Annotated in this window: 13 protein-coding genes; 9 read left to right on the forward strand and 4 right to left on the reverse strand. The window is 63.7% G+C overall.

Going from position 1 to position 14203, the window contains the following annotated elements; genetic code table 11:
- The 4 genes from NTU39_RS10640 (at nt 1) to hisC (ending at nt 5063) form a co-directional block, all read left to right on the forward strand.
- A complete protein-coding gene (locus tag NTU39_RS10640; RefSeq protein ID WP_257959794.1) occupies nt 1–936 on the forward strand; it encodes a CvpA family protein in 936 nt (311 codons plus the stop codon).
- A gap of 55 nt (nt 937–991) precedes the next feature.
- A complete protein-coding gene (gene purF / locus NTU39_RS10645) occupies nt 992–2512 on the forward strand; it encodes an amidophosphoribosyltransferase (protein WP_150664883.1) in 1521 nt (506 codons plus the stop codon).
- 276 nt (nt 2513–2788) lie between these two features.
- On the forward strand, nt 2789–3976 hold the full coding sequence (locus tag NTU39_RS10650) for an O-succinylhomoserine sulfhydrylase (RefSeq protein WP_257959795.1): 1188 nt from the start codon (nt 2789–2791) through the stop codon (nt 3974–3976).
- Nucleotides 3977–3992: 16 nt separating this feature from the next.
- The gene (gene hisC / locus NTU39_RS10655) at nt 3993–5063 is read left to right on the forward strand and encodes a histidinol-phosphate transaminase (RefSeq protein WP_257959796.1); all 1071 of its coding nucleotides are present in this window, start codon (nt 3993–3995) and stop codon (nt 5061–5063) included.
- A gap of 174 nt (nt 5064–5237) precedes the next feature.
- Here the strand turns inward: hisC and NTU39_RS10660 are convergent, their stop codons facing one another.
- The 4 genes from NTU39_RS10660 to NTU39_RS10675 form a co-directional block, all read right to left on the reverse strand.
- Entirely contained in the window at nt 5238–6593 is a 1356-nt protein-coding gene (locus tag NTU39_RS10660; protein WP_257959797.1) for an MFS transporter, read from the reverse strand.
- A gap of 96 nt (nt 6594–6689) precedes the next feature.
- The gene (locus NTU39_RS10665; protein ID WP_257959798.1) at nt 6690–8354 is read right to left on the reverse strand and encodes a phosphoethanolamine transferase; all 1665 of its coding nucleotides are present in this window, start codon (nt 8352–8354) and stop codon (nt 6690–6692) included.
- Between the two features lie 215 nt (nt 8355–8569).
- Nucleotides 8570–8935 (reverse strand): tRNA-binding protein, encoded by a 366-nt coding sequence (locus NTU39_RS10670; protein WP_257959799.1) that lies wholly within the window; start codon nt 8933–8935, stop codon nt 8570–8572.
- Between the two features lie 115 nt (nt 8936–9050).
- On the reverse strand, nt 9051–9815 hold the full coding sequence (locus NTU39_RS10675) for an AraC family transcriptional regulator (protein ID WP_257959800.1): 765 nt from the start codon (nt 9813–9815) through the stop codon (nt 9051–9053).
- A 263-nt stretch (nt 9816–10078) separates the two neighbouring features.
- Here NTU39_RS10675 and ssuE point away from each other — a divergent pair, with 263 nt between their 5' ends.
- From ssuE to NTU39_RS10700, 5 genes are all read left to right on the forward strand, one after another.
- Nucleotides 10079–10702 (forward strand): NADPH-dependent FMN reductase, encoded by a 624-nt coding sequence (gene ssuE / locus NTU39_RS10680; RefSeq protein WP_257959801.1) that lies wholly within the window; start codon nt 10079–10081, stop codon nt 10700–10702.
- A gap of 14 nt (nt 10703–10716) precedes the next feature.
- A complete protein-coding gene (gene ssuD / locus NTU39_RS10685) occupies nt 10717–11874 on the forward strand; it encodes an FMNH2-dependent alkanesulfonate monooxygenase (protein WP_257959802.1) in 1158 nt (385 codons plus the stop codon).
- A gap of 81 nt (nt 11875–11955) precedes the next feature.
- On the forward strand, nt 11956–12822 hold the full coding sequence (gene ssuC, locus NTU39_RS10690; protein ID WP_257959803.1) for an aliphatic sulfonate ABC transporter permease SsuC: 867 nt from the start codon (nt 11956–11958) through the stop codon (nt 12820–12822).
- Nucleotides 12819–13823 carry an ATP-binding cassette domain-containing protein gene (locus tag NTU39_RS10695; protein WP_257959804.1) on the forward strand — a complete coding sequence of 335 codons (1005 nt, stop codon included), beginning with the start codon at nt 12819–12821 and terminating at the stop codon, nt 13821–13823. Before ssuC ends, NTU39_RS10695 begins: the two co-directional genes overlap by 4 nt.
- Before the next feature lie 63 nt (nt 13824–13886).
- Nucleotides 13887–14102 carry a TOBE domain-containing protein gene (locus NTU39_RS10700; protein WP_039399140.1) on the forward strand — a complete coding sequence of 72 codons (216 nt, stop codon included), beginning with the start codon at nt 13887–13889 and terminating at the stop codon, nt 14100–14102.
- Nucleotides 14103–14203: the final 101 nt, after the last annotated feature.

Genomic DNA, 14203 nt, shown 5'->3' on the forward strand with positions numbered 1-14203 from the left:
TTGGGCGATACGGTGCATAGCGGTCTGTTGACCGTGGTGGATTACGCGGCCATCGCCATTCTGGTCGGCTCGATGTTGCTGGGCATGTTGCGCGGTCTGGTGCGCGAGTTGTTCAACCTCGTGGGCTGGGTGGTGGCGTTCTTCGTCGCACGCGCCTTCGGTCCGAGCGTCGCGCACTGGCTCCCGGCCGATTTGCCGGGCGGCGAACTGACGCAAGGGGCGTTGGGTTTTCTGCTGGTGCTGGTGGCCGTGGTGTTCGGTGCCGGGATCGTCAGCGCGCTCGTGGGGCGCATGACCGACATGATCGGCCTGCGTCCGGCGGATCGCGGGTTGGGCATGCTTTTTGGCATTGTTCGCGGCATTTTGCTCTTGATGTTGTTGATGGTCGCCGCCAAGTTAACGACATTGCCGCAACAACCGGTCTGGCAGCATTCGGTGACGCGTCCGTGGGTCGAGGCAGGTCTGGAGCGGCTGATGCCGTATCTGCCGGAGCCGGTGCAGTACTACCTGCGCAAGCCTGACGCCGCCGTGCCGAGCGTTAATCCATTGGGAAAGACGCTTCCCTTGCCACAGATGGAACCTTATCGCGGCGCGCCTGAGTCAGGCGGTCAGGGCGGGCAGGGTGGTCAGGGCGTGCAGCCCGGCACTCCGGGCCAGCCGTCGGGCGGACAGAATGGACAGAGCGGTGCGTCGAATGGTGCTATCGATCAGGTAGCACGCGGCGTGACGACCGAAGTGGTGAATGAAGTGAAGGCTGGCGCTACGAAGGCCGTCTCGACCCGATTGTCGAACCTGATGGGTGGCGCGGGGACAGGATTGAGCGCGCAGGGTGCGGGCGACGCGGCGAATGGTCAGCAGCAGGGATGGGGAATGCGCAGTGGCGGATCGAACGGATCGCCCACGCCATCGACCGGCCTGCACAAGGTTTCCGAATGACGGATAATACAGTCCGTTTGATGCAGATTTCGATGTTTTTTGAAGGATTCATGCCATGTGTGGCATCGTCGGTGTAGTCTCCAAATCCCCGGTCAACCAGTTCATCTACGATAGTCTGCTGCTGTTGCAGCACCGCGGCCAGGACGCCGCAGGTATCGCGACGACGGATGGCCAGTCCTTCTACATGCACAAGGGCAACGGCATGGTGCGCGACGTGTTCCGCACGCGCAACATGCGCGACTTGCCGGGCACGGTGGGCATCGGTCAGGTGCGCTATCCGACCGCAGGCTCGTCGAGCGCCGCACAGGCCCAGCCGTTCTACGTGAATGCCCCGTACGGCATCGTGCTCGCCCACAACGGCAACCTGACGAATTGGGAACAGCTCAAGGACGAGATGTTCCGTGTCGATCGTCGCCACATCAACACCACGTCCGACTCCGAAGTGCTGCTCAACGTGCTCGCGCACGAACTGCAGGAAAGCTCGCGCGACGGCCTCTCCGTCGACTCGCTGTTCCAGGCCGTGGGCAAGGTGCACAACCGCCTGCGCGGCTCGTACGCCATCGTCTCCATCATCTCCGGTTTCGGTCTGCTCGCCTTCCGCGACCCGCACGGCATTCGTCCGCTGTGTATCGGCCGCTTCGACGGCCCGAACGGCACGGAGTGGATGATTGCATCGGAATCGGTAGCTCTCGAAGGCATGGGCTTCGCGTTCGAGCGCGACGTCAAGCCGGGCGAGGCGATCTTCATCAGCAATGACGGCGAACTGACGTCGCAGCAATGCGCGCCGGAATCGTCGATGCATCCGTGCATTTTCGAACTCGTGTATCTGGCCCGTCCGGATTCGGTGCTCGACGGCGTGCCCGTCTACGACGCCCGTCTGCGCATGGGTGACTACCTCGCCGAGAAGATTCGCCGCGAGATCGATTACAAGGACATCGACGTCGTCATGCCGATCCCGGATTCCAGCCGTCCCGCTGCGATGCAAGTCGCCAAGCGTCTGGGTCTGAACTACCGTGAAGGTTTCTTCAAGAACCGTTACGTCGGCCGTACCTTCATCATGCCCGGCCAGGCGATGCGCAAGAAGTCGGTGCGTCAGAAGCTCAATGCGATGCGCGTCGAGTTCAAGGACAAGAACGTGCTGATCGTCGACGACTCGATCGTGCGCGGCACGACCAGCCAGGAAATCGTGCAGATGGCGCGCGACGCCGGTGCCCGCAAGGTTATCTTCGCCTCGGCTGCGCCGCCCGTGAAGTTCCCGAACGTGTACGGCATCGACATGCCCACGCGCAGCGAACTGGTTGCCCATGATCGCAGCGACGAAGAAGTGGCTCGCATCATCGGCGCAGACGAACTGATCTATCAGGACGTCGAGGACATGAAGGCCGCGGTACGCGATATCAACCCGGCGCTGTCGGACTTCGACGCCTCGTGCTTCGACGGTAACTACATCACCGGCGACGTCACGCCCGAGTACCTGAATCGTCTGGAGCAGCAACGCAAGGCACCGAAGGCGCCGGTAGCGGAAGCGAGCGAAGGCGATGAAGGCGAGCCGCGCGGCGCACAACTGGGCCTCTGAGCCATGCGCAGCCGGGTCTGACATGGCCGGAAGGCTTGTCAGGCCGGGGCTGCCGAGGCCACCGGAGCGGTCGGCGGAGTTTTTCCTTCTCCTCCGGCAACGTGCTACACTGCTTCTCACGTCGATTTGATTTCAGCTTGCGGACGTGGGGGAATATCCCCGAAACAGCTAAAGCGAGGCCTAGACAGATGGATTTCGAGCCCGTTTTGCTGACAAGCGAAACGGGCTTTTCTTTTTTTGGCCGGCGAGTGCGCCGACCCAATGACGAGACACACGATGGATTCCTTCGACTTCGATACCCTGGCGGTGCGCGCGGGCACGCAACGCTCCGAGTTTGGTGAACACTCCGAGGCGCTGTTCCTGACCTCGAGCTTCGTATTCAAGAGCGCGGCCGAGGCCGCCGAGCGCTTCGCCCATTCGGAAGAAGGGTTCACGTACTCGCGCTTCACCAACCCGACCGTATCGATGTTCCAGGACCGTCTGGCCGCGCTCGAAGGCGGCGAGGCCTGCATGGCGACGGCGTCGGGCATGAGCGCCATCGTCTCGGTGGTGATGACGGCCCTGTCGGCGGGCGACCACCTCGTCAGTTCGCAGAGCATCTTCGGCTCGACGCTGAACGTGTTCTCGCAGATCTTCAGCCGCTTCGGTGTCGAGACGACCTTTGTCGATCCGACCGACCTCGACGCCTGGCGCGCCGCGATCCGTCCGAACACGAAGATGTTCTTCCTGGAGACGCCGTCCAACCCGCTCACCGACATCGCCGACATCGAAGCCATCGGCAAGATCGCGAAGGACGCGGGCGCATTGTTCGTCGTCGACAACTGTTTCTGCACGCCGGTGTTGCAGCGTCCGATCGAGTACGGAGCAGACGTTGTGGTGCACTCGGCAACGAAGTACCTCGACGGTCAGGGCCGTGTGCTGGGCGGCGCGATCGTCGGCAAGAAGGACTTCATCATGGGCAAGGTCTTCACGTTCGTGCGCAGCGCGGGCCCGACGCTCTCGGCGTTCAACGCGTGGGTGTTGCTCAAGGGCATGGAAACGCTGTCGTTGCGTGTCGAGAAGCAATCGGCTAACGCGCTGGAACTCGCGCAATGGCTGGAGAAGCAGCCGCAGATCGGCCGTGTGTACTACCCGGGCCTGCCGTCGCATCCGCAATACGAACTTGCGAAGCGTCAGCAAAAGGCGGGCGGTGCGATTGTCGCCTTCGAACTCAAGGGCGCGACGCCTGCCGAGCAGCGCGAGAACGCATGGCGTCTGATCGACAACACCCGTGTGTGCTCGATTACCGGTAACCTCGGTGATACGCGTACGACCATCACGCACCCGGCCAGCACGACGCACGGCCGTATCACGCCGGAAGCGCGTGCCGCAGCGGGCATCACCGAAGGGCTGATCCGTCTGGCCGTCGGTCTGGAGTCGCCGGCCGACATTCAGGCCGATCTGGCGCGCGGATTCGTGAGCTGAGCGGATCGAACACGTCATGAGCAAATTCTGGAGTGCGGGCGTCGCCGATCTGACGCCCTATGTCCCCGGTGAGCAGCCGCAGATGCAGCGGCTCATCAAACTCAATACCAACGAGAATCCGTACGGTCCGTCGCCGCGCGTGCTCGCCGCCATTCGTGACGCGCTGGGCGCCGATGCCGATGCCTTGAAGCTGTATCCGGACCCGGATGCACGCCGCTTCAAGCAGGCCATCGCGACGCGTTTCGGTCTGGAAGTGGCTAACGTTCACGTAGGCAACGGTTCGGACGAAGTGCTGGCCAACGTGTTTCAGGGCCTGCTCAAGCACGACAAGCCGATCCTGTATCCGGACATCACGTATAGCTTCTATCCGGTGTACTGCGGGCTGTATGGCGTGGCGTTCGAGAACGTGCCGCTGACCGACACGTTCGAGATCGACGTTGATGCATACCTCAAGCCGAACGGCGGCATCATTTTCCCGAATCCGAACGCGCCGACCGGGCGTGCGCTGGCGTCGGGCGAGATCGAGCGTCTGCTGGCAGGCAACCCGGATTCGGTGGTGGTGATCGATGAGGCTTACATCGACTTCGGTGGTGAGACGGCGGCGACGCTGATCGCGAAATATCCGAATCTGCTCGTTGTGCAAACGCTTTCGAAATCGCGCTCGCTGGCGGGGTTGCGGCTGGGTTTTGCCATCGGTCATCCGGATCTGATCGAAGCACTGGAGCGCGTGAAGAACAGCTTCAACTCGTATCCGCTCGACCGCCTTGCGCAAGCGGCGGGCGTTGCGGCCGTCGAAGACGAAGCTTATTTCAACGAGACGCGTCAGGCCGTGATCGCGAGCCGCGATGCGCTCACAGCACGGCTGTCGGCACTCGGTTTCGACGTGCTGCCGTCGACGGCGAACTTCGTGTTCGTGCGTCATCCGTCGCACGACGCGGCGCAACTGGCGGCGTCGTTGCGTGAGCGTTCGATCATCGTGCGTCACTTCAAGCACGCGCGCATTGCCCAGTTCCTGCGAATTACGGTGGGAACGGAGAGCGAGTGTCAGGCGTTGACGGATGCGCTGAAGGAAGTGCTCGGCGCGTAAGCGATAAGCGCGATAAGCGCGATGAGCGCGACAAGCGCACATCTGTTTGACGATGCAATTGCCGTCTGCACGAAACGATGGGGGAAGAATGCGATGTCGCATCCTTCCCCCATTTGCTTTTCGGCGTTCCCTACGTCATGCGGCCAAGCAACCAAGCAACCAAGCGGCCAAGCGTCACGACGATCCATTCGATCCGCTCGCAACGCTCACGAGAGATGTGAGCGATCTTAATCGCGCCGCAGGCGAGCGGAGGATGATCGTGAGTTGCAGCGCGAAACCCAAGGCCATCGCGATCAGGCACGCTTTGATGCCGAGCGACGAAGCGACCCACGCACCCAGAAAAGCGCCGAGCGGACGCGCACCGAACGTCGCCGTCATCGTCGCGGCCGACACGCGCGCGATCAGGCCGCCCGGCGTGACCACCTGGCGCAGCGAGGTCGTGGAGATCGTCCACACAATCGGGCCGAAGCCGAACAGAAAGAACGCGATGAAGACCAGCCCGTGGGCAACACCGTGCCTATCGCCGACGGCCAGCATCGAAGTCGACGCCATCAACAATGCCGCGCCAGCGGCGCAAACCGGCCCCAAAAGGATCTGTCGTCCGAACGACAGCCGTTGCGCGATGCGCGCGTAACCCATCGCGCCGCACACCATCCCGAAGCCGTACACGCCCAATGCTGCGCCAACGGCCTGCGCAGAGAATGCGAGCGCGTCGATGGCGTAGTACGCGAAGATCGCCAGCAGTAGATACCACGACGTGTTGAACACGAAGGCCGTTGCGACGATCGATCGCAGATAGGCATTTGTCGCGATGAAGCGAATGCCTTGCGCCAGTTCGCGCTTGAAGTCGCGATGCGACGGCGCGCGGGGCGCCTCTTCAGGCAGACGTGACAGCCAGAACGCGCTGCCGAGCGATAACGCGAAGGCCGCCGCAAACGCAAACATGCCCGACGCCACACCGGCGAGCACACCGCCAATGGCTGGCCCTGCGGTGAAGGCGATACTGCGCGCGGTTTCGAGCTGCCGGTTCGCGGCGAGCAGATGCGCGGGGCCGACGAGCATGGCCACAAGCGATGGCGCCGCCGCCCCGAAGACGACCGTCCCCGAGGCCATCGCGAAGCCCAGTGCACCGAGGGCCGTGAGCGACAGCCACTTCATCTGGAACAGCGCGAACAGCAGCAGTAATGCGATGGCACGCAGCAGCTCTGTGGCGATCATCAGCGGTTTGCGCCGGTAGCGGTCGGCGAGCACACCTGCAGGCAGGGAGAGCAGCAAGAAGGGCAGCGTCGTTGCGGCTTGCAACGAGGCCGTCTGCTCTGCGGACGCCTGCAACGCAATCACCGCCACAATCGGAATGACGGCCAACGTCATCTGTTCACTGAACTGTGCGGCGAGATTCGCACGCGAGAGCGACGTGACGAGCGAAACAACGCGTTCGTCGGGCGACGCGGTGTCGGGTGCGATGGGTGTATCCGCCTCGGCTGTGGCGGCGGTCGGGCAGGGCGAGAGCGGCGGTCGAGCGTCTGACATGGAAGTCCCTTCGAGATCGATATCACGAAGGGAGTCTAGGCAGATCCGAGTTGGCAGACGCTCCGGTTCTTGCTATTGAATTGACGTTCCCCGCTGTTAGCCCGCGTCGGCCGCGAGGGCTGTGTGCCCTGACGGTACCCCTGACGGTACCCCTGACGGCACATAGGCTCGGCCGTTGATGCGGCGGGGCGTGGGCACAAATGCATCGCTCAACACATCGTGCGACGCGTTGTAGTACGGCGTGTCGATGTCGAGCAGGCCGAGCATCGTGTGGTCCAGACGGTCGGTCTGATACGGTCGCTGCTCCAGCGCCGGGCGTGCTTTCGCATCGACGGCGTTGCGTGACCAGACGAGCATCGGAATCTCGTAACCGGAGGCGTCGGCCACCGACTGGCCCGAGTGATTGCGCGTGTGACCGACCTCTTGCGCGTGGTCTGAACTGTACAGCAGACTCGCGTCCGACGATCCTGTTGCAGCCATCGTCTTTCGAATCAGACTGGAGACGACGAAGTCGTTGTAAGCGATTGCGTTGTCGTAGTCGTTTCGCGCATGACGTACCCAGAGCGAGCGCCCCTGCGCTTCGAGCGTGGCCATCACGCTGTCGTCGGTATTGTCGAAACGCGCGAACTCGTCGGGGTAGCGCATATCGTAGGTCGGGTGCGCGCCCAGCAAGTGCACGACGATGAGCTTGCGCGGGGCGTCGCTCGCCAACGCCGCTTCGAAGTCCGGCAGCAGATTGCCGTCGTAGTTGTTCTCGCCGCGTCCGGCGCCCTTATTGATGAAGACACGCTCGTCTGCACGGTTGGCGACTAACCCGAGCCACCCGTCGTTGGGCATCTGATTCGAGATCCAATACGTGCGGAATCCAGCCTCTTTGGCGAGCATCACGAGGTCGGGTTTGCTCGTCCAGGCGTCGGGGTCGTCGAGGTTTGCGGGCGTGAGCATCTTCATGAGCGAAGCCATCGTCGCCGGTTCCGAGGACACGACATCGCGGAACACGATGAGATCGTCGCGCATCGTGTCGAGCATCGGTGTGGTGTTGCGTGCGTAGCCGTAGAGCGACATGTTGTTGCGGTTCGAACTCTCGCCAATCACCCACACCACCGTCTTTTGCTCCGGTCCGCGATACTGCACATGCCAGTCGGCACGCTGCGCCATGTTGCGATCGAGCTGACGCTGCAATTCGTCGGCGTGCGCCAACTGTCCCTTGTAGTCGAGGTAACGAAGTGGCCAGTAAAGGACGGGATTTTCCTTGGCCATCGTCGGGTTCAGATGCAGCGCGACGAAGCCGGTGAAGAGTGTGGCCACAGCGACCTTGCTGCGGCGTCGCAGCGGACGGTGAGCCGCCGCGCGCGGCAGGAGGCGCTCCAGCACGACCACTGCCGTCATCAGAATCGTGAAGACGGCGCTGGCTTCGGCCACGTCGCGCCAGTTATGGCGAAAGAACTCGCTCGTCTCGGCCGGATTGGTGTTGAACACCGCCTGCAACACAAGCAGATGATTCGGACGCAGACCGAAATAATCGCGCAGGAATCCTTTGGTTGCCGCATCGAGAAAGAACACGGCGATGACGCCCAGCGTGGTAGCGCTGAGCCATGCAGGTCTCGCGCGCAGCAGAAGGCACAGGCCGCCGAGTCCCGGCAGGGCCGTTGCCATGATCGCCGCACTCTTGCCGAACTCGTTCGCGCTGAGCATGCCAAGCGCCCAGAACAGGGCGAGTCCGCCGAGCCCAAGCCCGAGGCGATAAAACAGTGATTTCAAGATGGTCATCCCCCAAAGCTGCCGACACGTCAGGGCGTGTCTGTCGATTGCTGCCACGGGGGCCTTGGGTGGCCCGACCGAGCATGGCAGCAATTAGATCGCAGCTTCGACCGCAGTTCGCGTATTTGGTGTCGTGGGGACGCTATTTTTGGGACGAATGCCGTTCGGTATTCCGAAATGACTCAGGAACTTGTTGTGGCGAATGTCACTGAAGATCAGTGCAAGCGTGCGCCGTTGGGCACTTTGCGCTCCACACCGGCCAGGACGATGGCGCCGTCGGTGTCGGCAAAGCCGGTCACCAGCACCTCGGACACGACGCCTGCGATGCGCTTCGGCCCGAAATTGCACACGCACAGTACCTGTCGGCCGACGAGGGCCTCCGGCGTGTAGTGCACCGTGATCTGCGCGCTCGATGTCTTTACGCCCAGCTCGCCCAGATCGACTTCCAGCACATACGCGGGCTTCTTCGCCTTTTCATTGACGCGCGCCGACACGACCGTGCCCACGCGCAGCTCGATCTTCTCGAAATCTTGCCATTCGATGGTGTTCGGGGTCTCGGTCTTGTGTGCGGAATCCGTCATTTGCTGCTCCGTTCGCGATGCGATGGGGGAAGGAACAGAGGAGCGTAACGCGTCGCGCGTGGGAATGGCTTGTGAAATCCGGCAGACAGCGTCGGCAGAGGGTCCGTAAGGGCTGTCAGTTGGCAGTCCGGGCGCGTCGCCAAGCGGCGGGCGTCAGCCCGAAATGCTGACGGAAGGCATGGGTGAGGGCGCTTTGATCGTTGAAGCCGACGTCCAGCGCGATGTCGGCGAGCGGCGCCGCTTCATCGAGCAGCAGCGAAGCGGCGCGGGCAAGCCGCAGGCGGATGAGATGCCGATGAGGCGTCTCGCCGGTCATCGCGACGAAGCAGTCGTGGAAATGTCGCACGCTCATGCCCGCTTCCCGCGCGAGCGTGGCGGTGTCGAGCGGTGTGGCGAGATCGGCTTGCAGGCGCGCGTCGACTTGCGACAGATCCAGTCGCACAGTGCGCGAGGCATGACGTGCCGGTGCCAGCCGGGGCGTGAGCGCGGCAAGCCATTCCCGCACGACGGGGTCGTCTGCATCGAGCGGACGTCCGGCATCCACGCTGGCGCTCACCCGATGCACCAGCGCCAGCAGCCCGGCATCCAGCGCGAAGAACGCTTCACGCGAGAAGGTGCGTGCCGTGCCGGTGGCGTTGGCAATTGCGGCGGGGACATCCAGCACGATCTGCCGGTTCGGTCCGTCGCCCCGATAGCCATGCCGCACGCCTGCCGGAATGACCACGCCGTTGCGTGCGCCCACGCGTCCGTGCTGGGTGGCGTCGCCATCGAGCGAGAGCGACATGCGTCCGGACAGTCCGATCACGACCTGATGGAAGTCGTGTGTGTCGGTGCTATCGGTGGCACGGTACTCGCGAAGCTCGAGGATCGGGGCGGACATGGTAATGAGGTGGCGCGATTATCACCGCCAGAAGGAATAAGGCGGCGAAGGTGCATGACTTCAGGTTATGAGAAAACGCGCAAAGCTATCCCGGATTGATTGGTTCGGGCGCGCGGAGCGCCTCGTTACACTGGTTCACCAGTGGCCGACGGCGCGTACTCATCGACGCCTCCGGTCGGCATCGCAGGCGTTGCGTGCATCGTCCACGCGTCTGCGGAGTGCTTCGATTCCACAGGGCCACGGCCCGTCTTTGGCAGGGAAGTATGACATACGCCGTCACGATTTCCGGCAGCCCGTCGGCTGCCTCACGCAGTGCCCGGTTGTTGCGTTTCGTCGAATCCGATCTGGCTTCGGCTGGTATCGAGGTACGCCGCATCGATATCCGTGCACTCTCGCCCGCAGCGCTGCTCGCTGCCGATACCTCCCACGACGATCTGCGTCACGCGCTCGCCCAAGTGGCCGGTGCGCAGGCAGTCGTCGTCGCCACCCCCGTCTACAAGGCGGCCTACAGCGGTTTGCTGAAAGCCTTCCTCGACGTGCTGCCGCAAGACGGCCTCGCGGACAAGCTCGTCGCCCCGTTCGCGACCGGCGGCAGTCCCGCGCATCTGCTCGCGCTCGACTACGCGCTCAAGCCCGTGCTTTCGGCGCTCGGTGCGCAGCATATCCTGCGAGGCGTGTTTGCCGTCGATCTGCAAGTGCCGAAGGAGGAGGGCGCGACGCTCGACGCCGCCATCGCCGAACGTCTGGGCGCGACCGTCGATCAGCTCTCGCAATGGCTGCATGAACGCGAGGTGATCCGCCAGTGGCCGGGTAAGGTGGCCGAAGGCCTCCGCAATGCACGCGGAGCTCACGGTGTGGGCGCCGCCAGCGCGACGCTCGCTGCCTGAGCGCCGGAGTCCGTATGCAAGTCTTCTGGTTTATTCCGACGCATGGCGACGCCCGTTATCTCGGCACGTCCGACGGTGGGCGCGTGTTCGATTTCGACTATGCACGACAGATCGCCAGCGCGGTCGACACCCTGGGTTACGAAGGCGTTCTGCTGCCCACGGGACGTTCCTGCGAAGACGCATGGGTGACGGCGTCGAGCCTCATCGGCGGGACCCGTAACCTGAAGTTTCTCGTCGCCATTCGCCCCGGCATCGCATCGCCTGCGCTCACCGCACGTATGGCGGCGACGTTCGATCGCCTGTCGGGGGGCAGGCTATTGATCAACGTCGTCACGGGCGGCGATGCCGGTGAACTCGAGGGCGACGGCTTCTTTGCCGACCATGCAGAGCGCTACGAAGTGACGGATGAATTCCTGCGCATCTGGCGTTCGATTCTGGAGAAATCGCATCGCGGCGAGAGCGTCGATTTCGATGGCGAGCATCTGCGTGCGAAGGGCGCAAAGCTGCTGTATCCGCCGGTGCAGACGCCGCATCCGCCGCTGTATTTCGGTGGGTCTTCGGAGGCTGCGCGTCAGATCGCGGCCGAGCAGCTCGACGTCTATCTGACGTGGGGCGAACCGCTGGCCGAGGTCGCCGAGAAGATCGCGGACGTGCGTGCGCGCGCCGCCAAACTCGGACGCACGTTGCGCTTCGGTCTACGCTTGCATGTGATCGTGCGCGAGACGGAAGACGAAGCGTGGCGCGCCGCCGACTCGCTCATCAGCAAGCTCGACGACGAGACCATCGCGCGTGTGCAGACACAGTTCTCGAAGATGGATTCGGAGGGGCAGCGACGCATGGCCGCACTGCATGGCGGACGTCGCGACAAGCTCGTGGTCGCACCGAACCTGTGGGCCGGTGTAGGACTCGTGCGCGGCGGCGCTGGCACGGCGCTCGTGGGCGATGGCCCGACCGTGGCCCAGCGTCTGCGCGAATACGCGGATCTTGGCATCGACACATTCATTCTGTCGGGCTATCCGCACCTCGAAGAAGCGTATCGCTTTGCCGAACTGGTGTTTCCGCATCTGCCGCGCGAGGTACGCGAGAAGCTTGGCAACGGTCGCGGTCCGTTGTCCGGGCCGATTGGCGAAGTGATGGCCAACAACATCGTGCCGCAGGCGTCGCAAAGCTGATTCGCGCACCTTACAGCCGATACACATCGACTTCATTGGATTGAACGGAATTGGGGCCGCGCTGCCCCTGGGGAAATTCGCATGACCCAATCTACGCTGACGACTTCGTCCACCGGGGTCACCACCGACGCCGCTACCGGTGCTGCGGCACCCGGCACGTTGCAACGCTACGGACGCAGTGCCGCTCGCCGCCTTGCACCGTGGGCCGTGCCTGTCGTTCTCGTCGCGCTCTGGCAGCTCGCCGCAGAACAGGGCTGGCTGTCGACGCGGGTGCTGCCCGCACCGTCCGCCGTCGTGGAAGCCGCGTGGCAACTCGCGATCACAGGGCAGATCTGGCGCGACATCGGTGTATCGACCGGACGCGCCGTTATCGGCTTTCTCATCGGCGGCGGTCTCGGGCTGCTGCTGGGCATGCTGACGGGGCTGTCGCGCGTGGCGGAAACGGCGCTCGACTCGTCGTTCCAGATGCTGCGCAACATCCCGCACCTGGCGCTGATTCCGCTGGTGATTCTGTGGTTCGGTATCGACGAGAAAGCCAAGCTGTTCCTCGTCTCCATCGGTGTGTTCTTCCCGATGTATCTCAATACGTATGCGGGGATTCGTGCCGTCGATCCGGCGCTGGTCGAGATGGCGCGCAGCTACGGATTGCGCGGCTGGGCGCTGTATCGCGACGTGATTCTGCCCGGGGCGTTGCCGTCGATTCTGGTGGGCGTGCGCTTTTCGCTCGGCCTGATGTGGGTGACGCTGATCGTGGCGGAAACCATCTCGGCGCAATCGGGCATCGGCTATCTGACGATGAACGCTCGCGAGTTCCTGCAAACGGACATCGTGCTCGTGGGGATTCTGCTGTACGCGCTGCTGGGCAAGCTGGCCGACGTGCTGGCCAAGGAACTGGAATTTCGCTGGTTGCGCTGGCATCCGGCGTTTCAACGAGGAGCCGCCGCATGAGCGCACAACAACTGGCCCCGGTCGCGGGTGCCGACATCGAAGCCGAATGGACGGCCGAGCAGCGCGCCACCGGCCACGCACACCGGCTGTCGCTCGATCCGCAGGTCGATCCGTTCGGCACGCGGTTGCCGCTCGGGGCGAACGTGGCTGCGCAACGTGGCGCGGTGGGGACGAATCTTAAAGTCGTGCATCCGGCGAGTGACGCGCAAGTGTCCGGCGGATTGCGTGTCGACGCCGTGGGCAAGCGTTACGGCGCACGTTCAGTGCTGTCGGACTTCTCACTGACGATTCCGCGCGGTGGATTCGCCGCCATCGTGGGGCGCAGCGGTTGCGGCAAGTCGACGCTGCTGCGTCTGATCGCCGGGCTGGAGACGCCGGACGCCGGGCGCATCACGCTCGACGGGCACGCGCTGGGCGACGCCTCCGGCAAGGTGGCTACGCGCATCATGTTTCAGGACGCGCGTCTGCTGCCGTGGCGCACCGTGCTGGAGAACGTCGCCATCGGTTTGCCGAAGTCTTCGCATGCGAAGGCGCTCGACGTGCTGCGTGAAGTGGGGCTGGCCGAGCGTGCCGACGACTGGCCGAGTCAGCTCTCGGGCGGTCAGCGTCAGCGAGTGGCACTGGCGCGTGCGCTGGTGCATCAACCCGATTTGTTGCTGCTGGATGAGCCGCTCGGTGCGCTCGACGCGCTCACCCGCATCGAAATGCATGCGCTGATCGAGCGCCTGTGGCGCGCGCACGGTTTCACGGCGCTGCTCGTCACGCACGACGTGCAGGAGGCGGTAGCGCTGGCCGATCGCGTCGTGCTCATCGAGGAAGGGCAGTTGGGGCTCGATCAGTCAGTGTCGCTGGCACGCCCGCGAGCGCGCGGCAGCGTCGAATTTGCCGGGCTCGAAGCCCAGGTGCTCGCACGCGTGCTGCAAACCGAAGTCGCGCCGTCGTCGCATGTGCCGGTGTCCGAGCCGCTGTGGCCTGCGGCCGCTGTGCGGTGGGCGATCTAGTCGCGCGTCGACGCGCTTTTCAACAACCTCTCGATCACATCTTTTCGAACACAGGAGTTCATCATGGGTATCACCGCCATCAACGTGCGTAACCAGTTCAAAGGCCGTATTCGCGAGATCCTGCGCGGCCCGGTCCTCTCGGAAGTGGACGTCGAGACGCCGAGCGGTATCGTCACGTCGGTCATCACTACGCGCTCGATCGACGAACTGCGTCTGGATATAGGCTCCGAGGTCGTGGCGCTGGTCAAGGCCACCGAGGTGTCGCTCGCTAAGCTTTGACGGGCTGTCCGTCCCGCTTTTCCTGAGTCGTTGGCCTGCATCGGGCGCGCGCGGGGGCGACGTCCGATGCAGGTTTCAGGAAATTCCGAGTTCCGTCTCGG

The organism is Pandoraea commovens (assembly GCF_024704525.1).
Taxonomy (GTDB): Bacteria; Pseudomonadota; Gammaproteobacteria; order Burkholderiales; family Burkholderiaceae; genus Pandoraea; species Pandoraea commovens.

What these genes read in the sequence shown, in the direction of transcription:
- purF (WP_150664883.1), top strand. Translation starts at nt 992, where the DNA reads ATGTGTGGCATCGTCGGTGTAGTCTCCAAATCCCCGGTCAACCAGTTC.
- NTU39_RS10650 (WP_257959795.1), top strand. Translation starts at nt 2,789, where the DNA reads ATGGATTCCTTCGACTTCGATACCCTGGCGGTGCGCGCGGGCACGCAA.
- hisC (WP_257959796.1), top strand. Translation starts at nt 3,993, where the DNA reads ATGAGCAAATTCTGGAGTGCGGGCGTCGCCGATCTGACGCCCTATGTC.
- NTU39_RS10660 (WP_257959797.1), bottom strand. Translation starts at nt 6,593, where the DNA reads ATGTCAGACGCTCGACCGCCGCTCTCGCCCTGCCCGACCGCCGCCACA.
- NTU39_RS10670 (WP_257959799.1), bottom strand. Translation starts at nt 8,935, where the DNA reads ATGACGGATTCCGCACACAAGACCGAGACCCCGAACACCATCGAATGG.
- NTU39_RS10675 (WP_257959800.1), bottom strand. Translation starts at nt 9,815, where the DNA reads ATGTCCGCCCCGATCCTCGAGCTTCGCGAGTACCGTGCCACCGATAGC.
- ssuE (WP_257959801.1), top strand. Translation starts at nt 10,079, where the DNA reads ATGACATACGCCGTCACGATTTCCGGCAGCCCGTCGGCTGCCTCACGC.
- ssuD (WP_257959802.1), top strand. Translation starts at nt 10,717, where the DNA reads ATGCAAGTCTTCTGGTTTATTCCGACGCATGGCGACGCCCGTTATCTC.
- ssuC (WP_257959803.1), top strand. Translation starts at nt 11,956, where the DNA reads ATGACCCAATCTACGCTGACGACTTCGTCCACCGGGGTCACCACCGAC.
- NTU39_RS10695 (WP_257959804.1), top strand. Translation starts at nt 12,819, where the DNA reads ATGAGCGCACAACAACTGGCCCCGGTCGCGGGTGCCGACATCGAAGCC.
- NTU39_RS10700 (WP_039399140.1), top strand. Translation starts at nt 13,887, where the DNA reads ATGGGTATCACCGCCATCAACGTGCGTAACCAGTTCAAAGGCCGTATT.